Origin of the sequence: Amycolatopsis sacchari (assembly GCF_900114035.1) — a bacterium.
Taxonomy (GTDB): Bacteria; Actinomycetota; Actinomycetes; order Mycobacteriales; family Pseudonocardiaceae; genus Amycolatopsis_E; species Amycolatopsis_E sacchari.
Map to the genome: position 1 here is coordinate 86,323 of NZ_FORP01000004.1, position 22,461 is coordinate 108,783.

Annotated in this window: 22 protein-coding genes; 8 read left to right on the forward strand and 14 right to left on the reverse strand. The window is 73.1% G+C overall.

The window, feature by feature from the left end:
* Positions 1–58: 58 nt before the first annotated feature.
* Both BMZ92_RS08975 and BMZ92_RS08980 read left to right on the forward strand, forming a co-directional pair.
* Positions 59–1,060 carry a LacI family DNA-binding transcriptional regulator gene (locus tag BMZ92_RS08975; RefSeq protein WP_091505299.1) on the forward strand — a complete coding sequence of 334 codons (1,002 nt, stop codon included), beginning with the start codon at positions 59–61 and terminating at the stop codon, positions 1,058–1,060.
* A 48-nt stretch (positions 1,061–1,108) separates the two neighbouring features.
* Entirely contained in the window at positions 1,109–2,263 is a 1,155-nt protein-coding gene (locus BMZ92_RS08980) for a cytochrome P450 (protein ID WP_091505300.1), read from the forward strand.
* 3 nt (positions 2,264–2,266) lie between these two features.
* Here the strand turns inward: BMZ92_RS08980 and BMZ92_RS08985 are convergent, their stop codons facing one another.
* From BMZ92_RS08985 to BMZ92_RS09000, 4 genes are read right to left on the reverse strand one after another with little or no spacing between them, the layout of a single operon-like run.
* Positions 2,267–2,956, reverse strand: coding sequence for a hypothetical protein (locus BMZ92_RS08985; protein WP_091505301.1), 690 nt, complete (start codon positions 2,954–2,956; stop codon positions 2,267–2,269).
* Positions 2,953–3,477: a SigE family RNA polymerase sigma factor gene (locus BMZ92_RS08990; RefSeq protein ID WP_091505302.1), complete on the reverse strand. Its 525-nt coding sequence runs from the start codon at positions 3,475–3,477 to the stop codon at positions 2,953–2,955. Before BMZ92_RS08990 ends, BMZ92_RS08985 begins: the two co-directional genes overlap by 4 nt.
* Before the next feature lie 57 nt (positions 3,478–3,534).
* The gene (locus BMZ92_RS08995) at positions 3,535–3,870 is read right to left on the reverse strand and encodes a hypothetical protein (RefSeq protein ID WP_091505303.1); all 336 of its coding nucleotides are present in this window, start codon (positions 3,868–3,870) and stop codon (positions 3,535–3,537) included.
* 37 nt (positions 3,871–3,907) lie between these two features.
* Positions 3,908–4,672: an IclR family transcriptional regulator gene (locus tag BMZ92_RS09000; protein ID WP_091505304.1), complete on the reverse strand. Its 765-nt coding sequence runs from the start codon at positions 4,670–4,672 to the stop codon at positions 3,908–3,910.
* Positions 4,673–4,768: 96 nt separating this feature from the next.
* On the opposite strand from BMZ92_RS09000, the gene BMZ92_RS09005 reads away from it, so the two are divergent.
* Positions 4,769–6,142 carry an MFS transporter gene (locus tag BMZ92_RS09005; protein ID WP_177228607.1) on the forward strand — a complete coding sequence of 458 codons (1,374 nt, stop codon included), beginning with the start codon at positions 4,769–4,771 and terminating at the stop codon, positions 6,140–6,142.
* Complete coding sequence (locus BMZ92_RS09010) at positions 6,142–7,197, forward strand: amidohydrolase family protein (protein ID WP_218153424.1); 1,056 nt, start codon at positions 6,142–6,144, stop codon at positions 7,195–7,197. Before BMZ92_RS09005 ends, BMZ92_RS09010 begins: the two co-directional genes overlap by 1 nt.
* Here the strand turns inward: BMZ92_RS09010 and BMZ92_RS09015 are convergent.
* A complete protein-coding gene (locus tag BMZ92_RS09015) occupies positions 7,179–10,331 on the reverse strand; it encodes an ATP-binding protein (protein WP_091505616.1) in 3,153 nt (1,050 codons plus the stop codon). The two genes, BMZ92_RS09010 and BMZ92_RS09015, sit on opposite strands and share 19 nt — an antisense overlap.
* 114 nt (positions 10,332–10,445) lie before the next feature.
* Here BMZ92_RS09015 and BMZ92_RS09020 point away from each other — a divergent pair, with 114 nt between their 5' ends.
* The 3 genes from BMZ92_RS09020 (at position 10,446) to BMZ92_RS09030 (ending at position 13,616) form a co-directional block, all read left to right on the forward strand.
* Complete coding sequence (locus tag BMZ92_RS09020; RefSeq protein ID WP_091505307.1) at positions 10,446–11,315, forward strand: alpha/beta fold hydrolase; 870 nt, start codon at positions 10,446–10,448, stop codon at positions 11,313–11,315.
* A gap of 53 nt (positions 11,316–11,368) precedes the next feature.
* Positions 11,369–11,716 (forward strand): VOC family protein, encoded by a 348-nt coding sequence (locus BMZ92_RS09025; protein ID WP_091505308.1) that lies wholly within the window; start codon positions 11,369–11,371, stop codon positions 11,714–11,716.
* A 253-nt stretch (positions 11,717–11,969) separates the two neighbouring features.
* Entirely contained in the window at positions 11,970–13,616 is a 1,647-nt protein-coding gene (locus BMZ92_RS09030; RefSeq protein ID WP_245782966.1) for a helix-turn-helix transcriptional regulator, read from the forward strand.
* A 6-nt stretch (positions 13,617–13,622) separates the two neighbouring features.
* On the opposite strand, the gene BMZ92_RS09035 is transcribed toward BMZ92_RS09030, so the two are convergent.
* The 8 genes from BMZ92_RS09035 to BMZ92_RS09065 form a co-directional block, all read right to left on the reverse strand.
* A complete protein-coding gene (locus BMZ92_RS09035; protein WP_091505309.1) occupies positions 13,623–14,276 on the reverse strand; it encodes an NADPH-dependent F420 reductase in 654 nt (217 codons plus the stop codon).
* A gap of 328 nt (positions 14,277–14,604) precedes the next feature.
* Entirely contained in the window at positions 14,605–15,732 is a 1,128-nt protein-coding gene (gene wecB, locus BMZ92_RS09040) for a non-hydrolyzing UDP-N-acetylglucosamine 2-epimerase (RefSeq protein WP_218153425.1), read from the reverse strand.
* 92 nt (positions 15,733–15,824) lie between these two features.
* Complete coding sequence (locus BMZ92_RS37295; protein ID WP_177228608.1) at positions 15,825–15,974, reverse strand: hypothetical protein; 150 nt, start codon at positions 15,972–15,974, stop codon at positions 15,825–15,827.
* Positions 15,971–17,104: a lytic transglycosylase domain-containing protein gene (locus BMZ92_RS09045; protein ID WP_091505310.1), complete on the reverse strand. Its 1,134-nt coding sequence runs from the start codon at positions 17,102–17,104 to the stop codon at positions 15,971–15,973. Before BMZ92_RS09045 ends, BMZ92_RS37295 begins: the two co-directional genes overlap by 4 nt.
* Positions 17,101–17,766: a response regulator transcription factor gene (locus tag BMZ92_RS09050; protein ID WP_091505311.1), complete on the reverse strand. Its 666-nt coding sequence runs from the start codon at positions 17,764–17,766 to the stop codon at positions 17,101–17,103. The genes BMZ92_RS09045 and BMZ92_RS09050 overlap by 4 nt, the downstream gene beginning before the upstream one ends.
* A gap of 82 nt (positions 17,767–17,848) precedes the next feature.
* Positions 17,849–18,508, reverse strand: a complete 660-nt coding sequence (locus tag BMZ92_RS09055) for a helix-turn-helix transcriptional regulator (RefSeq protein WP_091505312.1) — start codon at positions 18,506–18,508, stop codon at positions 17,849–17,851.
* 74 nt (positions 18,509–18,582) lie between these two features.
* Positions 18,583–19,608, reverse strand: a complete 1,026-nt coding sequence (locus BMZ92_RS09060) for a C40 family peptidase (RefSeq protein ID WP_091505313.1) — start codon at positions 19,606–19,608, stop codon at positions 18,583–18,585.
* 66 nt (positions 19,609–19,674) lie between these two features.
* Entirely contained in the window at positions 19,675–20,262 is a 588-nt protein-coding gene (locus BMZ92_RS09065; protein WP_177228609.1) for an RNA polymerase sigma factor, read from the reverse strand.
* Between the two features lie 492 nt (positions 20,263–20,754).
* Here BMZ92_RS09065 and BMZ92_RS09070 point away from each other — a divergent pair, with 492 nt between their 5' ends.
* On the forward strand, positions 20,755–21,516 hold the full coding sequence (locus tag BMZ92_RS09070) for a hypothetical protein (RefSeq protein WP_091505315.1): 762 nt from the start codon (positions 20,755–20,757) through the stop codon (positions 21,514–21,516).
* Between the two features lie 8 nt (positions 21,517–21,524).
* Here the strand turns inward: BMZ92_RS09070 and BMZ92_RS09075 are convergent, their stop codons facing one another.
* Positions 21,525–22,100 (reverse strand): RNA polymerase sigma factor, encoded by a 576-nt coding sequence (locus BMZ92_RS09075; RefSeq protein ID WP_177228610.1) that lies wholly within the window; start codon positions 22,098–22,100, stop codon positions 21,525–21,527.
* Between the last annotated feature and the right edge of the window lie 361 nt (positions 22,101–22,461).

Sequence of the window (22,461 nt, forward strand, 5' to 3'; positions counted from 1 at the left end):
TTGTAAACCGGCCGAACGACTACTGTCCGGTTGTCGCCGACGCGAAGGGACCCCGCCTGTGGCCGTGACACTCAAGGACGTCGCCCGGCTGGCCGGGGTCTCGGTGAAGACCGTGTCGAACGTCGTCAACGGCTACGCCTTCGTGAAGCCGGAGAACCGCCGGCGGGTCGAGGAGGCGCTCGCCGCGACCGGGTACCGGCCCAACCTCGGCGCCCGCAACCTGCGGCGCGGGCGGACCGGCTTCCTCGCGCTGATGGTGCCGGAGCTGAACATCCCGTACTTCGGCGAGCTGGCGGGACTGGTGCTCAAGGCCGCGCAGAAGCGGGGCTGGAGTGTCCTCATCGAACAGACACAAGGGACGCGCGAGCGCGAACGGGAAACCCTGGTCTCCCTGGGGCCGCACCTCGTGGACGGTGCGCTCGTGCACCCGGAAGCGTTGCAGGCAGGGGATTTCCACGACGCGGCCGGCGGCATCCCCCTCGTGATGCTGGGTGAGCACGCGGTGGACGTGCCCATCGACCGCGTGGCGATCGACAACGTGCTGGCGGCGCGCACCGCGGTGCGGCACCTGGCGGAGCTGGGCAGGCGGCGGATCGCCGCCATCGGGCAGAACCCGGCGCGCGGCACGAGCGAACAACGCATGGCGGGCTACCGGGAAGCGCTTTCCGAGGCTGGTCTGTCCTATGTGGAGGAACTGGTGGCCCCGGCCGAGAAGTACCACCGCGCCCACGGCGCCGCCGCGATGAAGGCGCTGCTGGACCTGCCCGAGCCGCCGGACGGGGTGTTCTGCTTCAACGACCTGCTCGCCATCGGCGCGCTGCGGGCGGTCGCCGAGCGCGGCCTGCGGGTGCCGCACGACGTGGCGATCGTGGGCTTCGACAACAACGAAGAGAGCGCTTTCAGCCTGCCCGCGCTGACGACGATCGCGCCGGACAAGGCCGCGCTGGCCGAGGCCGCGATCGACCTCGTGTGCCGCCGCATCACCGGTGAGACGGACACCCCGCCGCAGCACGTGCAGACGCCGTTCTCCCTGGAGGTCAGGGAAAGCACCCGGGGGTGACCCGTTCGGCGGTTCCCGGTCCCGGCTGGGATCGCCCAACCTGGGCCGATGAGCTCACGCAAACTCGACCGCGGCGGCCCCGCCACGGGCTGCCCGGTCACCGGCCTCGGCGACGGGACGTGGCAGGTCCGGGGGTACGAGGCGGCGCGGCAGCTGTTGCGCAGCACCGAAACGGTGCAGGCGGGGCTCGGCGTGGAGACCACCAGCAAGCTGCCCCAGCGCATCCGGCGCCCCGTGCTCTACCGCGACGGGCCCGAGCACCGCGAGGACCGGCGGCAGACCGCGAGGTTCTTCACGCCCCGCCGCGTCGACGAGCACTACCGCGGGATGGTGGTCGCGGTGGTCGAGCGGGAGCTGGCGAAACTGCGGGCCACCGGCCGCGTCGAGCTGTCCGACCTGAGCTTCGCGGTCGTGATCGACGTGGTCAGCGCGGTGCTCGGCCTCACCGAGAGCAGACCGGGCATCCGGCGGCGGCTGGAACGGTTCTTCCCGGAGAAGTTCGGCAAGCCCGGCCTGACGAGCCCGCACGGGCTGTACTGGCTGGTCCGGCAGAACGTCAACTGGCTGCGCATCTACCTCGCCGACGTGCGGCCGGCCATCCGCGCCCGCCGCCGCGAACCGCGTGACGACCTCATCACCCACCTGCTCGGCCAGGGCTGCATCGCCGCGGAGGTCCTCGGCGAGTGCCTGACCTTCGCCGCCGCGGGCATGGTCACCACGCGGGAGTTCGTCTGCGTGGCGGCCTGGCACCTCACCGGGGATCCCGCGCTCCACGCCCGGTACCGGGCCGCCGCCGAGCCCGAACGCCTGGCGATCCTGCACGAGATCCTGCGCCTGGAGCCGATGATCGCGCGCCTCGCCCGGCGCACCACGGCACCGCTGGTGCTGGGCGGGGTCACGGTACCGGCGGGCAGCCGGGTGGAGGTGCTCGTCGACGAGGCGAACGCCGACCCGGCCGCGGTCGGTGACGAGCCACTCACCCTGCGCCCGGAGCGCACGGTCCCGAACCCCGCCGGACTGTCCTTCGGGGACGGTCCGCACCGCTGCCCCGGCGCGCACATCGCGATGCTGGAGACCGACGTCCTGCTCACGCGGTTGTTCGCGCTCGACGGGTTCCGCCTCGAAGGCGAGCCGCGCGTGACCCTCCGCGACGAGATCGGGGGGTACCAGATCCGCGGGCTGGTGGCGGCCGCCGGGTCTTGAGCGCTAGCGGGGCAGCACCGCACCCGTCGCGTCGTACGCCTGTGGTGGTGTCAGCACCGTGTCGGACGGGACGTCCGCCGGCGGGAACCAGAAGATCACGACGTCGGGGTCCTGGCTCCACAGCGCCTGCCGCGCCTGCACGGTGCGCGTCCCCACGGTGGTGGTGATCCTGCCGGCCGGGCCGACGTAGTAGCCGAACACCGGCAGCCGCGGTTCCTGCTCGCTGCCACCGTCGAGCACGCGGAACCCGGGCTTCAGCGCGGCTCCCGCGGTTTCGTTCGCCAGCAGGTCCGCGGTGAGCACGCCCCCGGGCGTGCGATGACCCGCCATCAGTCCGAAGTGGACCTCCGGCAGCTCCGGCACGTCGATCGCCACCATGTACAGCACCACCTCGCCCACGGAATCACTGAGCCCGGTGCCCACGACCCGGCCGAGCGGTGGCCGCTCTTCGCGTTCGGCGGCGGTCGGCTGGGCCGCCACCGGCGCCTGCGGGCTCCCGCCCCGCACCTGCGCGGTGAGCCCCAGCACCAGCGCGACCACCGCCACCACGGCGACCACCGCACCGCACTGCAGCAGCTGCCGACGGCGGCGCAGCCGGCGGCCCTCGGCGAGGATCCGCGGCAGGTCGGGCGGGGCGTAGGCGTCCTCGGGCTGCTCGCGCAGCGCGGCACGCAGGTCGTCGATCCCGGTCATCGCGGCACCCCTCCGCAGCTTTCCCGTGCCTCGTCTCCAGCGGCCACCCGCAGCTTGGCCAGCGCCCGCGAGTTCGTGCTCTTCACCGTGCCCAGCGACACGCCCAGCTCGGCGGCGACGTCGGCTTCCGGCAGGTCGAAGTAGTGCCGCAGCACGATCACCGCCCGCTCCCGGCCGGTGAGCCCGTCCAGCAGCTCCGCGAGCCACCGGCGGTCCAGCGCCAGGCTCTCGGGCCGGTCCGGGGCCCGGACCTCGGGCACGTCGTCGGTGGGCAGCTCGCGGATGGGGCGCCGCCAGTTGTCGATGAGGTGGTTGACGAGGACCCGCCGCGCGTAGCCGTAGGCGTCCTTGTGGCGGACCCGCTTCCAGGCCGCGTACGTCCGCGCGAGCACGGTCTGGACGGCGTCCTCGGCGTGGTGCCGGTCGCTGGTCAGCAGGTAGGCGGCATGGGTGAGCCTCGCCGAGCTCGCCAGGACGAACTCGGCGAACTCCTCGTCCCCCCGTGCCGTGCGGTGCCCCATACCCGGATCAGACGGGTCACGTGCGCGAAAGGTTGAGTGCGCCCCGCCACAGGGTGCTCAGTCCGGCGGGGGCCAGTCCGCCTGCTGCGCCCGGATCTCCCGCTGGTCGGCGTCCCGCTCGCGTTCCTCGGCCTCGCGGTCGCGCTCGTCGGCCTCGTCGTCCCGCCGGTCGACGGCCCGCTCCCGTTCGGCGGCTTTGAGTTCCCGCCGGTCTGCCTCGCGCTCCCGGGCACCGGCCCGGCGCTCCCGCTTGTCCACGCGGTGTTCCCTCGCCGAGACCGCGCGCTCCCGTTCGCTGACCCGCTGCTCGCGGCGCGTGGCACCCAGCGTCGCCTCGGAGGCGGCGACCTCCTCGTCGATCTCGGTCTGCTCCGTTTCCCGGGCACGTTCCACACCACCAGCATGCGCGCCCGCCGGCTCCGGGACCAGCTCACCCCCCGGACCGCAACGCGGCCGACACCGCACCCGCCGCCGCCACGACCTTGCCCGCCAGCGCCCGCCCGACCCGCTTCGTCGGCATGCGGCTCGACGGCAGCACGACGTTCACCGACGCCACCGGCACGCCCGTCGCGTCCCGCACCGCGGCGCCCACCGCGCACACGCCGGACTCGCCCTCCTCGACGTTCAACGCGAACCCCGCCTTCCGGATCGCGGCGAGTTCCCTGGTCAGGTCCGGCCAGCTCTGGATCGACGCCTCCGTCCGCCGTTCCAGGCCCCGCCCCGCGAACCGGCGCTCGAACTCGGCCTCCGGCAGCACCGCCATGATCGCCTTGCCCGCCGCCGTGCAGTGCGCCGGGATGCACACCCCGGTCCGGTTGCCGACCCGGACCGTGCGCGTGCTTTCGATCCCGTCCACGAACCGGATCTCGCGCCCTTCGAGCACGCCAAGGCTGACCGTCTCCCCCGTCTGCGTCCACAGCTGCTCCAGCACGGGCCTGGCCACCTGCCGCACGTCCAGCCGGTGCACCGCGGCGAGCCCGATCTCCCGCAGCACGGGTCCCGGCCGGTACGGCCCGTTGCGGGTCTCCTGCACCGCGAAACCCTGGGCGCGCAAGGAGTTCAGCAGCCGGTGTGCCGTCGACGGGGCCACGGCCAGCAGGTCCGCCACCTCCGACAGCCGCAGCGCGCGGTGCTGGGCGAGCAGCCGGACCAGCTGCAGCGCGTTGTCCACCGAGCCCAGCGTCGTTTTCGCCATAGCGGAATTCTAGATCGAAAATCTTCCGCTGCGTCGAATCTCGTGTTTGGCTCGGGAGCAGGTCACATCGCCGTGTCCGAGAGGCAGGAGTGCCCCTTGTCCCCCACACAGCCGATCGACGCCACCGGGGAGCTGCGCAGCGCCCGGTTCGGCCGTTTCCACCTCGTGCTCGTCGTCGCCGTCCTGCTCGCCCTGTTGTTCGACGGCTACGACACGCTCAACCCGTCGTACGTCATCCACTACACCGCGGGCCCGTGGCACCTGAGCCACAGCGAAACCGGCTTCCTAGTCTCCTCCGGGCTCATCGGGTTCCTGGTCGGCGCGCTCGTGCACGGTCCGATCGCCGACCGCGCCGGGCGGCGGCCGGTGCTGCTCACCGCACTGGCCGGGGCCGGCCTGTTCAGCCTGCTGACCGCCGTGGCGGCGAACGGGTTCACCTCGTTCGTGCTGCTGCGCTTCTGCACCGGGCTGTTCCTCGGCGTGATCATGCCGCTGGGTACCGCCTACATCAACGAGTTCGCCCCGGCCCGCTCGGCGAACCGGGTGGTCGCCGCGGCGCTGGCCGGGTACTGCCTCGGCGGCGTGCTCGCCTCGCTCGTCGGGATCTACGTCACGCCGAAGGCGGGCTGGCACGCGCTGTACTGGATCGGCGCGGCGCCGCTGCTGCTCGCCGTGCTGCTGCGCCCGCTGCTGCCGGAGTCCGTGCAGTTCCAGGTGCTGCGCGGGCGGCACGCCGACGTCGCGCGGACGCTCGCGAAGATCCGGCCGGACCGGAACTACCAGGGCGCGGAGTTCCTCCAGCCCCGCGAACGCGCGTCGGCGCGGGAGATGCTCGGCACCGTGGTGGGACGGCGGTTCCGGCCGACGAGCATCGCGTTGTGGGTGTGCGCGTTCATGATCCTGTTCTGCATCTACGGCCTGTCCGGCTGGCTGCCGTCGGTGATGGAGCACCGCGGCAACACCTTCGCGGCCTCGTTCTGGTTCCTGGCGATCCTGCAGCTGGCCGGCATCGTCGGCGGGATCGCGGTCGCGGTGGTGTGCGACAAGCTGCGGGCCGACCTCGCCAAGGGGCTCGTCGCGCTGATGGTGATCGCGACGCTCGCCGTGGTGCTGGTCGGGGTGAGCGGCGGCCCGGTGGCCCCGCTGGTCGCCACCGGGTTCGCGGGCTTCGGCATCATCGGCGGGCAGTCGGCGCTGGACACGCTCTCCGCCCAGACGTATCCGGCGCACCTGCGCAGCACGGGCACCGGGATGATGTTCGGCGTCGGCCGCGTCGGCGGCATCCTCGGCCCCTACCTGATCGGCTGGCTGCTCGACTGGACGGACGGCGCCACCGGCGTGGTGTTCGTCGCGCTGGTCGTGGCGACGGCCGTCGCGGCGGTGACGGCGGCCGCGCTCGTCGCGTTCCGCCGCCGTCTGTCCTCCACTGTGGACACTCCCGTGGTTTCCGTTCCGGCGAAAGGACGATGATGAGTTACCTGCGAATCGCGACGGAAGAGGCCTACGGCCCCGCCGAGCTGTTCGACCTGTACCGCGAGCTGCTGCCCGACACCGACGACATCGGCTTCCGCAGCCTCATGGGCCACTACCTGACCAGCGACGCCGATCGCCCCCGTTTCGTCCGCAGCCGCCTGCAGGACCTCGGCGAGACCCGGCTGTCCGAAATGGACGCCACGGGGATCCACCACGCGGTGCTCGCGCTGACGTCGCCGGGCACGCAGGTGCTGGAGGACAAGCACGCCCGCGAGATGGCCACCCTCGCCAACGAGCGGATCGCCGAGGCGGTGCGGAAGTACCCGTCGCGGTTCTCCGGCCTCGCCGCCGTCGGCTTCGAGGACATCCCCTCGGCCGTGGACGAGCTGGAGCGGGCGGTGACCAAGCTGGGGCTCAAGGGCCTGATCTGCAACTCCCACATCAAGGGCCACTACCTCGACGAACCCCGCTTCCGCCCGCTGCTCGAAGCGGCCGAGGCGCTCGACGTGCCGGTGTACCTGCACCCCAACACGCCGCCGAACGACATGATCCGGCCGATGTACGAGGCCGGGATCGACGGCGCGATCTTCGGGTTCGGCGTCGAGACCGCCACCCACCTGCTGCGGATCATCACCTCCGGCGTGTTCGACCGGTTCCCGCGGCTCAAGCTCGTCGTCGGGCACCTCGGCGAGGCGCTGCCGTACTGGTTCTACCGGCTGGACTACATGCACGCCGGGCAGGTGGCGTCGAAGCGGTACGAGGCGATCAAGCCGCTGGAGCTGAAGGTCAGCGAGTACTTCCGCCGCAACATCTGGCTCACCACGAGCGGGATGCCGTGGGCGCCCACCATCATGTACGCCCGTGAGGTCGTCGGCCCGGACCGCGTGATGTACGCGATGGACTACCCGTACGAGTACGTGCCGGAGGAGGTGCGGATGCAGGACGAGCTGCCGCTGAACCCCGAGGAGCTCAAGGAGTTCTTCCAGGACAACGCGATCCGCGTGTTCGGGCTCGACGAGGCGGTGCTGAAGGGTCAGGAGAGCGGGCGGTAGCCCGTGCGGGCGGCCGCGGCCCAGTGCGGGGCACCCGCACGGGCGGCGACCGCCGCCGCCTGGCGGTAGTGCCCGGCGGCCTCGTCCGGCCGCCCGAGCGCCGTGGCGAGGTCCCCGAGGTAGTGCGCGACCGGCCGGAGCGTCAGCATCCCGCTGCCCGCTCCGGCCAGTTCCGCCGCGGCCGGGAGCAGTTCTCCGTACAAAGTGGACAGTTCTCCGCCCAGTTCCACCGCGGCGACGGCGTGCAGGCAGGTCCGCGCTTCGTACAGCAGGTCACGGGGTGACGGCGGCACGGCCGCGAGTGCTGCCCGCGCCTCGCCCTCGCGGCCCGCGCCGAGCAGCACCAGCGGACGGCACCAGGGCGCGTAGCCGCCGAACTCCCCGTCCTCCGGCAGGCGCCCCTGGGAAATCCGGTGGCACAGCAAGGCGAAGGCACCGATCCCGTTGTCCACACCGGACATTTCCGTGCCGGCCAGCCCGTCGGCCGCGTCCCGGTAGGCCGCTTCCGCGGGTTCACCGGTGACGGCCGTGCGCAGCGCCCGGTACCACCGCGTGAACGGCGCCACGAGCGGAAGCCGGTAGTCGGCCGCGAGCCGGTCGGCGACGGCCGCGTGCTCGTCCGCCACTGCGAACCCGGCGAGCGCGGCGTGGGCCTGCACGAGCACGAGCCGCGCGAGGACCTCGAACGTCACCATCCCGTGCCGGATCACCAGCTCCAGCAGTTCCTCCCCGATCCGGCGGCGCTCCGGGGCGAGCCCGGCGGTACCGAAGGACCGCATGAACCGGGCGTTGAGGGCGAAGGCGAGCAACGGCGGGTCGTCCAGCCGCCGTGCGATCTCCTCCGCCTCGCGCGCGGCCTCGTCCGCCCGCGCTCCGCCGGTGTTGCGCAGTTCGAGCACAAGCGTCGCCAGCAACCGGCCACGCGCCGCGGTTTCCTCCGGGGGCAACGCTTCGAGCGTCCGCTCCGCCACGGCGGCGAGGCGGGCCGCGAGCGCCGGGTCGTCGTGCTCGGTCCAGATGGCGGGCACGTCGAACGCGCCGATCACGCGCGCGGTGAAGACGGGGTCGCCGAGCCGTTCCGCCAGCGTGACCGCCTCCTCGCGGTAGCGGCGGGCCTGGCCGAGTTCCCCGGTGAACGGCAACGCGCGCACCAGCCCCATCACCAGTTCCAGGCGGGTCCGCACGTCGTCGCTGCCGGACCGGTCGTGTGCGTCCAGCGCCGCGCGCCACAGCCGCACCGCCTCGTGCGGGGCGAACCGGGCTTCGGCCTGCTCCGCCGCCGCCCGCGCGTACCCGGCCGCGCGATCCGAGCCCGCGAGCAGGAAGTGGTGCGCCAGCGCTTCGACGTCCCCCGGCCGCAGCCGCTCGATCGCCTCGCCGATACGGGCGTGCCACCTCGCCCGGCGCACGGGTGAGACGTCCTGGTACAGCGCGTCCCGCACGAGGTCGTGGGAGAAGCGGAGCTCCTCGGTCAGAAACCCTTGTGCCATGGCGGTTTCGAGCGCGTCGAGCACGTCCTGTCCGGCCGCGGCGGAGAGCACGCAGGGGTCCACCTGCGTGCCCGCGACAGCGGCCATCCGGAGCGTGCGGCCGACGTCCTCGGGCAGTTTCCCGGCGCGGTAGCGGACCAGGTCACGCACGCCGGGCGGCACCGCCGCGAGCCCGTCGGTGCCCTCGGCGTCGAGCAGCCGGGCAAGTTCGCGGAGGAAGAACGGGTTCCCGGCACTGCGCCGGTGCAGCACCGCGGCGGTTTCCTCGTCGACGACCAGCCCGGTGGCGTCCCGCACGAGGTCGGGCACCGCGGTCTGCGGCAGGCCGCCGAGGTAGAGCCGGACGGGTTCGGTGCGCGCGACACGGCCCAGGAACTCCGCCAGCTCCGGCGAAACCTCCGTCGTGCGGTAGGCGGCGACGACCAGCACCGGGGCCGGAACCGGTTCGGTCACCACGGCGGCCAGCAGCGCCAGCGTCTCCTCCCCCGCCCAGTGCACGTCGTCGAGCACCAGCAGCAGGGGCGCCTGACGCGCTGTCCTGGCGAGGTGCGCGCCGACGGCGCGGTGCCACCGGAAGCGGGCCGTCACCGGATCGGCGCCCGCCTCGGACTCCGGGCCCGGTCCCTCGAGGGTGTCCAGGATCCGCGTCCACGCCCACCCGGCGGGCACGCCCTCGTGCTCGGGATTGCCGCCCCACGCCGTGGTCCAGCCCTGGGCCGACAACCGCGCCGCGGCGGCCTCCGCGAGTGCCGTCTTGCCCGCTCCCGCCTCACCGCTCAGCAGCACGAGCCCGAGCCTGCCGCGGGTTGCGGCCGTCGCCGCCGCGTCCAGCAGCCGGTCCAGCTCCTCCCCCCGGCCCACCAGCGCCGGTACCGGCCGGGTGGGAGTCAGGCGCGGGGCCTGCGCGAGGACGTCGGCCTCCAGCCCGCGCAACGCGGGACCGGGATCGACGCCCAGCTCGTCCGCGAGCACCTTCCGCGCGCGCCGCAGCGCGGCGAGCGCGTCCCCCTGCCGCCCCGCGCGGTACAACGCCAGCGCGAACAGCCGCCACCCCTCCTCGCGCCACGGGTGCGCCTCGGTGTGGCCTTCCAGGTCGGGCACGGCCTCGGCGGCTCGGCCGAGCGCGAGCAGCGCCTCCGCCCGGCGCTCCCCGGCCAGCAGGCGCAGCTCGTCGAGGCGCGCGATCTCCGCCCGTGCCCAGGGAAAACCGTCCACTTCGGCGTACGCGGGACCACGCCACAACGCGAGCGCTTCGTCGACGCGGGCGAGCGCCGCGTCAGCACGGCCCGCCGCCAGCAGGTCGGCGGTGGCGGACACGGCGTCCTCGAAGCGCCACGCATCCACCGCGTCCGGCTCGGCGCGCAGTGCGTACCCCGGGCCCTCGGTGACCAGCAGCCGGGCCGGCGCGCGCGGGGCGCGGTCGGGTTCGAGCGCGCGGCGCAGGGCGGAGACGAACGTCTGGAGCGCGGCCTGCGCGCCGTCCGGCGGGTCCTCCCACAGGTCGTCGACGAGCCGCGCGGCGGGCACCACCCGGCCGCGTGCGACCAGCAGGCGCGCCAGCACGGCCCGGTGCCGCGGCCCCTTCAGCTCGACCGGGCCCCGCGCGTCCTGCGCCACCAGCGGGCCGAGCACCCCGAACCGCACCGCCACCTCCCCTCCTCGCCAGGCACTGTACGCGGCGCTCAGCGCGTGCTCAGTGGACGCTCAGCGCACCCCGTGAAGGTGGGGTCACCAACGAGTTCCACGGAAAGGTTTCCCATGCAGATCCCCGGGTTCGACTACCGGCGGGTGCCCGTCGCCGACGGCGTCTCGCTCAACGCGGCGGTGGGCGGTACCGGCGCCCCGATCGTGCTCCTGCACGGTTTCCCCCAGACGCACCTGATGTGGCGGCACGTCGCCGCCGACCTCGCGGTGGACCACACCGTCATCTGCCCCGACCTGCGGGGTTACGGCGACAGCGACAAGCCGGCCGACACCGGCGGGACGTACTCGAAGCGCACCATGGCCGCCGACGTCGTCGCGCTCGCCCGCGCGCTCGGGCATGAGCGGTTCGCGCTCGCCGGGCACGACCGCGGCGCACTGGTCGCCATCAGGGCCGGACTGGACCACCCGGACGTGATCACCCACCTCGCGTCGCTCGACGTGCTGCCCACGCTCGACATGTGGCAGGTGATGCGGGGCGTGACCGCCGCCGTCGGCTTCCACCTGTACCTGATGGCGCAGCCACCGGGCCTGCCGGAGCGGATGATCGGCGCGGTGCCGGACGAGTTCTTCGGGTACTTCCTCGACGCGTGGATCCAGCGCCCCGAGGCGATCCCGGCGGACGTGCGCGCCGCGTACCTCAAGGCGTCCCGCGAAGCCGTGCCCTCGATCGTCGCCGACTACCGCGCGTCCGCCACGATCGACGTGGAGCACGACACGGCGGACCGGCAGCGCGGCACCCTGCTGCGGATGCCGGTGACCGTGCTGCAGCAGGACTGGGGCGCGGCGCTGGGCTACGACGCGACCGCGCTGTGGCGGGCGTGGGCCACCGACCTCCACCACGCCACGGTCACCGCCGGGCACTTCATGGCCGAGGAGGCGCCGGCCGAGGTCATCAAGGCCTTGCGCGACCTGCTGGCCCGCTGACGTGGTTTCCTGGTGCGGTACACCCGTTCCCGCACCACACCAGGAGCCCGCCGATGACCGTCCGCCGCGTAGTGCCCAACATCCAGTCCACGACGGCGGGCGAGAGCCGCGAGTTCTACGGCCTCCTCGGTTTCGAGGAGGTCATGAACCACGGCTGGATCGTGACGCTGGCCTCGCCCGCCAACCCGGCGGCGCAGGTCAGCGTCATGAGCCACGACAAGACCGCGCCCGTCCACCCCGACCTCAGCGTCGAGGTGGACGACGTCGACGCGGTGTACGCGGCCGTGCGCGACAGCGGCGCGGAGATCGTGCACACCCTGCGCGACGAGGAGTGGGGCGTGCGGCGGTTCTTCGTGCGCGACCCCAACGGCAAGGTGGTCAACGTGCTGAGCCACCGCTGATCCCGCGGCGGTGATTTCCTTGCGGGGCACGGCGAAACCCGGCAAGGCCGTCACGGCCGAACACCGCGGTCACTCCCAGGAGGCCGCCATCCGGGGGTTCCGTGCGCTACTGACAGTGGCAAATCCTTGTGCGCCAACACGATCGGTGGAAACAGGTCCGTACGGGTCACAGCACCCGGCACCTTTCCCTTACGGGCGCCTACTCTTGCTGATGTGATCTTGCACTGTCGGGGGGCCGAGGAAAGGAGCAACCGTGGTGCAGCTGACCGGGTTGCCGAGGGCGGTGCCCGGGAAACGGGAGGCCACCCCGTACGAGCCACCCGCTGACGTACCGGGGGAACTGCGCCGCATCACCGCGGAAGGCGACTGGGACGCGCTGGAGTCGTTGATCGACCACTTCTGGCTCACCATGGACAGTGAGCTGGGCGCCCAGCTCACCACGGTGCTCACCGACGTGCCGGAGGAGGAGCTGCACGCGCGGCCGCGGCTCATGATCGGCGGGATCGCGGCCTACCACGCCGCGGTCTACCCCGACGCGGAGGAGCACCGGTCCTTCCTGCGCCGGTACACGGATCTCGGCAGGCGGCTGGCCGCGACGATGGACCCCGAACACGAGGAGGTGCCGGCGACGGTCGCCATCGTCGGCACGGCCGCGATGATCGCCGTGCGCGCGGAGGGCCGGTTCGCCGAGGCGGAGGAGTTCGGGCAGCGGCTGACCGACCGGCTGCTGCGGCTCGGCCCGGCACCGGCCGCGGGCCCGAGCCCGCGGCCCGGCTGGCTGCCGATGCAGCGCGGGCTGACCCGCTCGCTGATGGGCGACTTCGCGCAGGCCACCGAGCTGTACCGGCAGGCGGTGGAGCAGGCGGGCACCGAACCGGTCAGCGCGTACGCGGCGATCAACGCGACGGCGAACCTCGCCATGGTGTTCGGCCACCTCGGGCACCGCGAGACCGCGCGCCGGTGGACGGAACGCATGCGCTCGTACCCGCCGCCGTCGGGCTGGGTGTCGTTCCTGCTGACGGTCGGCTCGACGCTCGCGGACGGCTGGGAGGCGCTCGACCGCTACGATGAGAAAGCGCTTTCCGAGTGCCTGGCGGTCACCGGGGACGGGACCAAGCCCATCGAGGTGTGGCCGTTCGTCACCGCACTGGTCGCCGCACACGGCCTGCACTTCGGCGAACCGGCGGCCACGCTGGCCCACCTCGGTGAGATCCGGCTCAGCCACGCGCCGGCGCTGGCCGACCAGGGCACCGCGCGCCAGGTGCTGACACGGGCGCGGGCGGACCTGCTACTGGCCGCCGGGCAGGCGAACCGCGCGCTGCGGGTGATCACCGACGCCGGTGCGGGAGCCCCGTGGCTGGCGCTGCCCGCGGCCCGGTTGCGCCTGCTCGCCGGCGAGTACGAGGTCGCGCGGGCGCTGGCCGCGCAGGCCACCGTCGACCCGGCGGTGTCCAGGCGCGATCTCGGGCAGCTGCTGCTGGTCAAGGCCCTCGCCGCACTGCGCTCCGGTGACGAGGTGGAGGCGGGCCGGGCCGCGGCGGCCGCCATGCGCCTGCGCGCCCCGGACGAGGTGCTTTCGCTGGCCACTCTGTCCGAAGAGGACAGAGCCGCCATCGCCCGGCTCGTCGAGGTCCCGCTCACCGAGCGGGCACAGGCCCGGCTGGCGGCGGCCGCCCCCGTGTTCCCCGAGCGCGTCGAGCTCGTCGAGCTGACCAACCGCGAGCACGCGGTGCTGCTCGCGCTCGCCGCCGGGGGCACGGTGTCGCAGATCGCCCGCGGGCTCGTCGTGTCGGTGAACACGGTGCGCACCCAGCTGCAGAGCGCGTACCGGAAACTGGGCGCCTCGAACCGCCAGGAAGCGCTGACGCGGGCGCAGGAACTCGGCGTGCTCGGCCGGTGAGCGCGCTCAGCGGGTGCCGATCGCGAAGTTGAAGTTCGTGTGCCCGAAGGTGCGGCCCAGCCGGTACCGCAGGGGCACCAGCATTTCCAGCGAGCGCGCGCCCGTGATGTCGCCGAGGTCGATGATGGCGTCCTGCGGCCAGCCCATCTCCCGCAGGAAGCCCGTCGCCAGCCGCTTCGCACCGCCGTCGTTGCCCGCGAGGAACGTGACGTGCCCGCCGCCCAGCCGGTCCGGCCGCACCATCACCGCGGGGCTGACCGTGTTGAGGGTCTTCACGACGCGGGTCAGCGGGAACTCGCGCTGGATCTGCTCGGCGAGGCTGCCGTCGCCCACCGGGCGCAGCGTCGGCGGGTCCTCCCCCGGCTCCACCACGGGGTTCGCGACGTCGAGCAGGACCTTGCCCGCCAGCGCCTGCGCACCGGCCTCCCGCAGCACGTCGAGCGAAACCGTCCCCGCCGTCGCGTTCACGACCACCGTGGAATCCTCGACCGCCGCGCGGTACGCCGCGACGGAGCCGTACGGCCCGGCGGCCGTGGCCCAGCGGCGCACCCGTGCCGCCTGCGGGTCCCGTGTGCCGAGGATCACGTTGTGCCGCAGTTCCGCGAAACGCGTGGCCAGTGTGCGGCCCACGAGCCCGGAACCCAGTACGGCGACCAGCAAAGTCCAGCTCCTTTCCCCCGGGCCCACCCCTGCCGCCGGACCCGAGATCAGGTTTATCGGGCGCGCGCGGCGACGACAAGGAGGACGGCGGATGAAAAAGAGGATGAAAAACACAGTGCCGGCAACGGCTTCCCGCGCGGCGGCGGAAGTACCCGGAGCCGGGACCCGCGGCGGGTCCCGGCTCCGGCCCCCTGGGGAGCCCGGCCGGGGCGTCGGGAGCGCGCTCGGTTCCCTTACGGGCGCGGCGGAACCAGAGCGCCGGCACCCCGGCACGGGGAAGGCCCGGAAATCGTTTGCTCCCTGCGTTTCCCGGCTGCCGCGGCGGGCCTCACGCGAACCTCCTGGCGATCTCCGCGACGATGCGGGCGGACGCGTGCCCGTCACCGAAGGGCGAGGCGGCGCGGGCGAGGCGGGTGTGCAGCTCGGGCAGTTCGTCGAGCCACTCGCCCGCCGTCTTGCTGATCAGCGGGCCCGGCGCGACCAGCACCGCGAAGTCCCGCATCGCCTCCGGGCGCTCAGTTGAGCGCCGCACGACGATGAGCGGTCGCTTGAGGACCGTGCACTCCTCCTGCACGCCACCGGAATCGGAGATCAGTAGCGCGGCGTGCGCGGCGAGGCCGAGGAACTCCGACGGCCCCAGCGGGTCGGTCACCGCCAGCCCGTCGAGGTGGGCGGTGAGCCCGAACCGCTCGACGGCACTCGCGGTGCGCGGGTGCAGCGGCAGCACGACCCGGCACGGGATCCGGTTGAGCTCGGTGAGGATCGCGGCCAGCGCGACGGGGTCGTCGGTGTTCTCGGGCCGGTGGATGGTCGCGAGCGCGTAGCGGTCGGGCTCCAGCCCCCGGTCGGCCAGCAACCGCTCCCGCCGGGCCGGGTGCGGCAGCTGGGACAGCACGGCCTCGACGACCGTGTTGCCCGTGCGGATCACCGACTTGCCCGCCAGCCCCTCCCTGGCGAGGTTGCCCACGTTGTCGTCGGTGGCCGCGCAAAGGAGGTCGGACACGTGGTCGGTGACCACCCGGTTGTGCTCCTCCGGCATGTTGCGGTCGAAGCTGCGCAACCCCGCTTCCACGTGCACCACGGGAATCGAGCGGGCGTTGCCCGCCAGCGCCCCGGCGACGGTCGCGTTGGTGTCGCCCTGCACGACCACCGCGACGGGATTGGTCTGCGCGAACAACAGGTCCAGCGAGCCCAGCGCCGAGGCGATCTGCCCGGCCCGCGTCGCGCCACCCACCGAGAACCGGACGTCCGGTGCGGGCAGACCCAGCTCGGCGAAGAACACGTCCGACAACGCCGAGTCGTAGTGCTGTCCGGTGTGGACGACGCGCGCCTTGGGGCCGAGGTGCCGGATGATCCCAGCGAGCTTCACGATCTCCGGCCGGGTGCCGAGCACCACCGCGACCCCGCCGTCGGGCAGTGCCGCGATCTCCTCGGGAGAGCTTTCCGTTCCGGTCACTGGGTTTCCTTCCGCCACAGGTCGTTGTCCTCACCCGGGAAGACCTGTCCGGCCGCCCGGACGTAACGGGACGACCCGGAATTTCCGGTGATCTAGCGCACCGCCGCGCCCCCGCCGTAGAGCCAGGAGTCCACGAGCGGGAACAGCCAGTACCAGAGCACGGCGAACAACCCCGCGGCGAGCAGGAGAAAACCCAGCCACCGCAAGCGGAACCGGGTGTTCCGCGGCTTCGTCGTGGTCATTCCAGAAGCTCACTTCCGACAACGTCCACTTGGGACTGTACTGCCGTGGTCGTGCTGGTGCCCGATCCGGACGACAGGCGCGTCGGCGAGGTGCTCGACGTCGTGCTGGAACTGGACGTCGTGCTGGGGCTCGACGACGTGCTCGGGCTCGAGGTCGTGGTGCTTGGCTCGGTGGTACTCGGCTCAGTCGTGCTCGGTGTGGTGCTCGGCGTGGTGCTGGGAGCCGGGGTGGGGCTCGGCGCCGTGCTCACCGGAGGCGGCGGGGGTGCCACCGGCACCGGCTTCGGCGCGGGCGCCGCCACCGGCACCACCGGCGGCGCCACCGGGACCGGGATGACCGGCACCGCGCCCCGCCCGTACGCCTCGGCGATGGTCAGCACCAGGTCCACATAGGAATCCGAGTGGTTGTACCGGAACACCGCCGCCCGCAGCGCCGCGGGATCGCTGAGGTCCCCGCCACCCGCGCACAGGTACCGCCCCGCCGCGAGCGCCGCGTCGAACAGGTTGTCCGGGTCGGCCCGGCCGTCCCCGTTGCCGTCCGACGCCCACGCGCGCCACGTGGACGGGATGAACTGCATCGGCCCGACCGCGCGGTCCACCGCGGCGTCCCCGTCGACCGCGCCGGCGTCGGTGTCCCCGATGGCCGCGGTGTCGCCCGTGCCGTCCAGCGCGAGCCCGCGGATCGGCGGCGTCACCGAGCCGTCCGCCGCGGGCTGCGCGCCCCCGTAACGCCCGTGGTTCGACTCCACGCGGCCGATCGCGGCGAGCACCGTCCAGCTCAGCCCGCACCCGGGGTTCGTGCGGGCGAGTGTGTCGGCCGCCCGGTGGTACGCGGTCAGCGCCACCGACGGGATCCCCGCCAGCAGCGACACCGGGGAAGCGCTTCCCCGGCTCCCGCCCGACGACAGCGGGATCGACGGCAACGAGGGCAGGGCGGGGAGTTCCGGCAGGGCGGGCAGTTCGGGCAGGGCCTCGTCCTGCCACCTCGGTTCGTCCACAGTGGCCGGACGGGGCGCGGACAACGCCAGCGGTACCTGGTTCCCGGCGGCCCGGTTCACCGGCAGCGCGGTCGCCCCCAGCAGTGCCAGCCCGGCGCCCACGATCCCCGCCACCCGGGTCTTGGCCTTCATTCGACGCTCACCACTCCTCTTTCCTGCCGCGGGAGCACCGGTTCCCCCGCGGGCGGTACGAGCAGGCCGTTGCGGAACCCGATGGCAACGGCGTGCGTGCGGTCCCGGGCCCGCAGCTTGCGCAGGATGCTGCGCACGTGGGTCCGGATGGTCTCCACGGACAGGCGGAGCACGTCGGCGATCGCCGCGTTGCCCAGCCCCTCCGCCAGCAGGTCCAGAACCTGGGCCTCGCGCGGCGAAAGCACGCCGGTGCTCACCACGCGCGGCCGTTGCACCGGCCGCCCCGCGCACGCGGCGCGGACGCATTCGAGCAGGTGCCACGCCCCGGCGGAGCGCGGCACGACGCCGCGCGCACCCGCGTCGAGGGCCCCGGTGATGTACTCCGGCTCGTCGTGCCGTTCGGCCACCACCACGAGCACCGCGGGCACCCGGTCGGCCCCGCCGAGCAGCCGCGGGAGCCTGCCCTGCTGGTCCACTCTGGAGTCGAGCAGCACCAGGTCGGGCCGGGCCTGCGCGACCAGCTGGGCCGCGCCACGGACCGTCGCGGTGTGCCCGGCCCACTCCAGGTCGGGCGCGTTGTCCACGATCCAGGCCAGTCCCGCGCGGTAGATCGGGTCGAGGTCCACCACCACCACGCGCCGCGGCCGGTCGTGCGGCGTCACGGTCGCTCCCCCCTCGAAACCGGTTCGAACACGCTGAAGTGCGGCAAGGGCTCTCCATCCTGTGGGGTGCCGGGCCGCGCGGTCACGAGGGGCACGGGGTGTGTCCCGCGGGCAGCAGGCCGTACTCATAGGCCTTGGCGACGGCGTGCGCACGGTCGCGCACCTTGAGCTTGACGAACAGCCGGTGCGCCCGCTTCTTGACGGTGTTGGGCGAAATCCCGAGCAGCGCCGCGATGGAGTCCGTGCGGTGCCCGTCGGCGACGAGCGAGAGCACCTGCAGTTCCGGCGCGGTCAGCAGGGTCGGTGCCGGGGCGCGGCGGGGCGCGGGCACGGGTGCCTGCCCGCACGCGGCGTGGATGGCGGCGGCGAGCAGCTCCGGCTCGACCGGCCGCGCGAGCACCTCGGCCACCCCGGCGGGCGGCGGGCCCACGGCGGGGTCGGCCAGCACCACGACGGCAGGCCGCGGCACGGAGTACCGCAACGCCCGCAGCACGCGCCATTCGCGGTCGGCGGCCTGTTCCACCACGACCACGTCGGGCGCCGTCACCGAGCACAGCAGGTGGAAGGGTTCCTCGTCCTGCTCCCGGCCGACCCACTGCAGCCACGGGTCGGCCGCGACGATCGACTCCACCCCGCGCGCGACCACGTCCGGCCTGCCGAGGTACGCCACGCGCAGCACCCGCGGCCCCCCGTCCCGCGCCCGCTGGGGAACTCCCGCCACGATGTCGCTCATCGAAGACATGTCTTTCCGTCCCTCGCTGGAGAAACCACTACGCCTCAAGACCCGTCGGCCACTGTGGACATGACGCGGCGGGGTCAGCCGATCCGGCGGATCACCGTGAGGGGGCCGATCGCGTCGATGGCGGCGACCTGCACGGGCCGTCCGACGGTCGGCGCGTGCACCGCGTGCTGCCCGTCGAGCGCGATCGCCACGTGGCTCACGGGCTGGTAGTAGAAGACGAGGTCCCCGGCGCGGACCTGGTCGCGCGGGACCGCGGTGCCCACTTGGGACTGTTCGGCACTCGTGCGCGGCAAGGCGAGGCCTGCCGCGTGGTAGGCGGCGAGGACCAGCCCCGAGCAGTCGTAGGCAGCCGGCCCCTCCGCACCCCAGACATAGGGTTTTCCCAGTTGTGCCAAGGCGAAGCGCACCGCGGTGCCGGCCGCCCCCGGCACGGCGGTGCCGTCCGGCCGCGCCCCGCCGCCCTGCTGCTGGAGTTCCTGCTGCACGGACAGCACGAGCCGCCGCAGCACCTCCTGCAGGTACTGCTCACCACCGGTCACCAGCTCCGCGGCGGTGTCCCGGCGGCGCTGGGCCTCCGACCGCCGTGCGAGCGCCTGGTCCCGTTGCCGCGCCAGGGTTCCGGCGTCCTGCCGCGCGCGCTCCGCGGTCCGGCTCGCCTGCTCCGCCCGTTCGGTCGCGGCGGCGGTGCTCCGCCGGGTGCCCTCGGTGAGCCGGTCGAGCATCGACACGGCGGACAGCAGCTGCGGCAAGGAGTCCGCGGTGCCCGCCAGCCCGGCTTTGCCGTACGGCAGCGCCTCGAAGACCATCCGCCCGGAACCCCCGAGGCTGGTCCGCCACCGGGCCGCCTCGGCGTGCGCGTCGGCGGCGGCCCGTTCCGCGGCGGCGGAAGCGGCGGCGCTGTCGGCCGCCTGCCGCTCGACGGCGGCGGCCGTCGCCGACGCGTTGTCCAGATCGGCCTGCGATCGCGCCAGTTCGCCCTGTGCCCGCTCGAGGTACGTCTGCGCCTGCACCGCGATCTCTTCGAGCGAAGGCTGTTCGGCGGCGTACGCCGGAACCGTGCCCAGTGCCAGCGCGGCGGCCAGTACCGCGATCGTCTTCATCCGTTCCCCTCCCGGTCCTCACCCGAGAAGACCGGAATGGACGGACGAGCCTGTCGCGGGACCGCCTCAGGCGTCGGCGGGCACGCAGGCGCCGAGTTCGTCGAAGCGCCGCTTGAGCGCCGTGCGGGCGCGCCACAGCAGCGAACACGCGGCGGGCGCGGCGATGCCGAACGTGGCGGCGATCTCCTGCGGCCGGTAGCCCAGCACCTCCGACATCCACAGCACCTCACGCCAGCGCGCGGGCAGCGCGGTGAAGGCCAGTTCGAGGATCGCCTCGGATTCCCCGCCGGTGACGCGGACCTGCTGCGCCTGCCGGGCTTCCGCCCCGGAACAGCTCAGTCCAACCGCGACGGTGCGGGAATTGCGCGTCATGAGGTCGATCGCGAGCCGCCGCACCGTGGTGCGCAGGTACGCGGGGACGTTGGTCTGCGGCCCCTTGCCCGCGCGCAGCGCCGTCATCATCCGCAGCAGCGCGTCGGCCGACACGTCCTCGGCGTCCGCGACCGACCGCACGACCTTGCGCGCGTACCGCAGCACCTCGTGCTGGTGGCGCCGGTAGAGCTGAGTGAGAGCGGCGCGGTTGCCGGACCGTGCCTGCGCCAGCAGGCTTTCGTCCGGCAGTTCGTCCACTGTCTCCGCCAGCGCTTCACTCATGTGCCCCTTCTCGTCAAACGCTTCAGCGGTGCTCATGCAACTACGAACCGCGCCTCCCGTTCGGGTGACGATGAGGTGACGCAAAAGGCCCCGGCGCCCTGTCCGGCTACCTCCTGCCGCCCCGTAGAGTGAATCGGCGCAGGTCAGGTAACAGGCGTTTACGGCGAGCCGATAGTGCGCGCACGCCACGGAGCGAAGATAACGGCACGGTCACACTACTCCGTTTTGCACAGAGCGCATGACTCAGCGTGACGGAAATTCCGCTCCCTTTTACAGAGCGTCAACGACCGCCTACAGCGATTCCGGCTACCCCTGCCGCGAACAGGCCAAACTCCACAATGGCCTTTGTGCGTCAGATCACACCCGTTCGTGTCACCCGGGGGTTCCGCTCCCGGCCCGCAGCCCAGAAGCTTTCAGCGTTGAGTAGATTGCGTATCCTCCGTCGCGCCGCCGTACGGCCGGAACGAGCGACGCACTGGGAAGGTGTGGTCAGTGGCCCAGCAGCACGACCCGGCACAGTGCCGGCAGCCCGCCGGCCTGGCGGACGACGCTGCCTTCTCCCCCACCGAACTGCTGCGGGCGTGGCGCGCGAAGGCCGACGGGCCCGAGTGGCCCGACGAAGTCCCGTGGGAGGTCGAAGCCACGACCCGGGTCGTGCACGCCTGCCTCGACGGCGTCGACCTGCCCTCGGCCCTGCGGGCGCTCGCCGACCAGCGGTTCGACCAGGCGGCCACCCCCGACGAGTTCGCGCTCGACGTCGCGGCGCTCGCCGCGTGCCTCACCCGGCCCGCCGCCGTCACGGCCGGGCAGCTGGTGCGGATGGGCGAAGAGGCCGCGCGCTGGGTCGTCGCCCGTGACCACACGCTCGCGCAGCTCGCCGATCCGCTCACCGCGTTCCGCACCCGCACCGCGTTCCTCGCCGACCTCACCTACCGGGGCAGCCTCGAGCAGGCGCCGTACGTGTGGGTGGCGCGCTGGCGCACCGACGACGGGCAGTCCCTGCGGATGTCGATCGCGGACCGGATCGACCCGCTCGGCGCATACGAGTCGGCCTGCTACCTCGGGCCGTGCAGCCTGTCGGTGCTCGTCTCCGGCCCCGAGCGGGGACAGGAGCTGGAGGCGCTGCTCGCCGGGATCGCCGAACTGGACGGGCTGGAGACCGTGGTCCTGCCCCGGCCGGAGGGTGATCCGCCCGCGCTCGCGGAGTGGCTGGTGTCCAGCTTCCCCGAGCTGGTGCGCGAACCCCTGCCCTGAACCGGCACTCACCCCTCCGTGGGCACGCACGCGCTGAGCTCGTCGTACCGCTTGCGCAGCGCCGTGCGGGCGCGCCACAGCAGGGAACACGCCGCGGGGCGGGCGATGCGCAGCTCGGCGGCGATGTCCTGCGGGCGGTAACCGACGACCTCGACCAGCCAGAGCACTTCGCGCCAGCGCGGCGGCAGCCCGGTGAACGCGAGCTCCAGTATCGCGTCGCGCTCCTTCTCGTCGAGGTGGCGGCGCCCGTCCGCGGGCGTGCAGTCCAGCCCGATCGCGAGGCTGCGCGCGTTGCGGGTGGCCAGGTCGATCGCCAGGCGGCGGACGGTCGTGCGCAGGTACGCCGGCACGTTCGTGAGCGGTCCCCGGCCCGCTTCGAGCGCCAGCATCAGGCGCAGCAGGGCGTTCGCGGCCACGTCCTCCGCGTCCGCCGTCGTCCGCACGAACCGCCGCGCGTACCGCACCGCGTCGGCGTGGTGCCGCTGGTAAAGCTGGGTGAAGGCTGCCCTGTTCCCGGCTCGCGCGGCCGTCAGCAACTCCTCGTCGGGCAGCTCCTCGACTCTCTCCGCCAGCACCTCGCTCATCCGCCCCTCCTCTTCCCACTGCTCACTGAGGAGTCCCATGCAACTACAGACCGAGCAATCCAATCGGGTGAACATGTACTACTGATGGTGGATCCGGTCACGCAGCGCGTAGTCACCGCTGCCAAAAGAGTGAAGAGAACTTCACGTTCGTAACGGGGCTTTCGGAAACCCCGATAGTGCCGCCACGCAGGAGGTCCGTGATAACAGCACGATCACATTACTCCGTTTTGCCAGCGGCTTTTCCGCGTTCCGCGACGAAGGAGCACAGGATGGTTACGACGGCCCGACACGGGCACCCGGATCATCGCGGGAGTTTCCGCCCTCTTCCGTCACCCGGTCCCCCCGGACGGTGGAGCTGGAG

What these genes read in the sequence shown, in the direction of transcription:
- BMZ92_RS08980 (WP_091505300.1), top strand. Translation starts at nt 1,109, where the DNA reads ATGAGCTCACGCAAACTCGACCGCGGCGGCCCCGCCACGGGCTGCCCG.
- BMZ92_RS08985 (WP_091505301.1), bottom strand. Translation starts at nt 2,956, where the DNA reads ATGACCGGGATCGACGACCTGCGTGCCGCGCTGCGCGAGCAGCCCGAG.
- BMZ92_RS08990 (WP_091505302.1), bottom strand. Translation starts at nt 3,477, where the DNA reads ATGGGGCACCGCACGGCACGGGGGGACGAGGAGTTCGCCGAGTTCGTC.
- BMZ92_RS09000 (WP_091505304.1), bottom strand. Translation starts at nt 4,672, where the DNA reads ATGGCGAAAACGACGCTGGGCTCGGTGGACAACGCGCTGCAGCTGGTC.
- BMZ92_RS09010 (WP_218153424.1), top strand. Translation starts at nt 6,142, where the DNA reads ATGAGTTACCTGCGAATCGCGACGGAAGAGGCCTACGGCCCCGCCGAG.
- BMZ92_RS09020 (WP_091505307.1), top strand. Translation starts at nt 10,446, where the DNA reads ATGCAGATCCCCGGGTTCGACTACCGGCGGGTGCCCGTCGCCGACGGC.
- BMZ92_RS09025 (WP_091505308.1), top strand. Translation starts at nt 11,369, where the DNA reads ATGACCGTCCGCCGCGTAGTGCCCAACATCCAGTCCACGACGGCGGGC.
- BMZ92_RS37295 (WP_177228608.1), bottom strand. Translation starts at nt 15,974, where the DNA reads ATGACCACGACGAAGCCGCGGAACACCCGGTTCCGCTTGCGGTGGCTG.
- BMZ92_RS09045 (WP_091505310.1), bottom strand. Translation starts at nt 17,104, where the DNA reads ATGAAGGCCAAGACCCGGGTGGCGGGGATCGTGGGCGCCGGGCTGGCA.
- BMZ92_RS09055 (WP_091505312.1), bottom strand. Translation starts at nt 18,508, where the DNA reads ATGTCTTCGATGAGCGACATCGTGGCGGGAGTTCCCCAGCGGGCGCGG.
- BMZ92_RS09060 (WP_091505313.1), bottom strand. Translation starts at nt 19,608, where the DNA reads ATGAAGACGATCGCGGTACTGGCCGCCGCGCTGGCACTGGGCACGGTT.
- BMZ92_RS09065 (WP_177228609.1), bottom strand. Translation starts at nt 20,262, where the DNA reads ATGAGTGAAGCGCTGGCGGAGACAGTGGACGAACTGCCGGACGAAAGC.
- BMZ92_RS09075 (WP_177228610.1), bottom strand. Translation starts at nt 22,100, where the DNA reads ATGAGCGAGGTGCTGGCGGAGAGAGTCGAGGAGCTGCCCGACGAGGAG.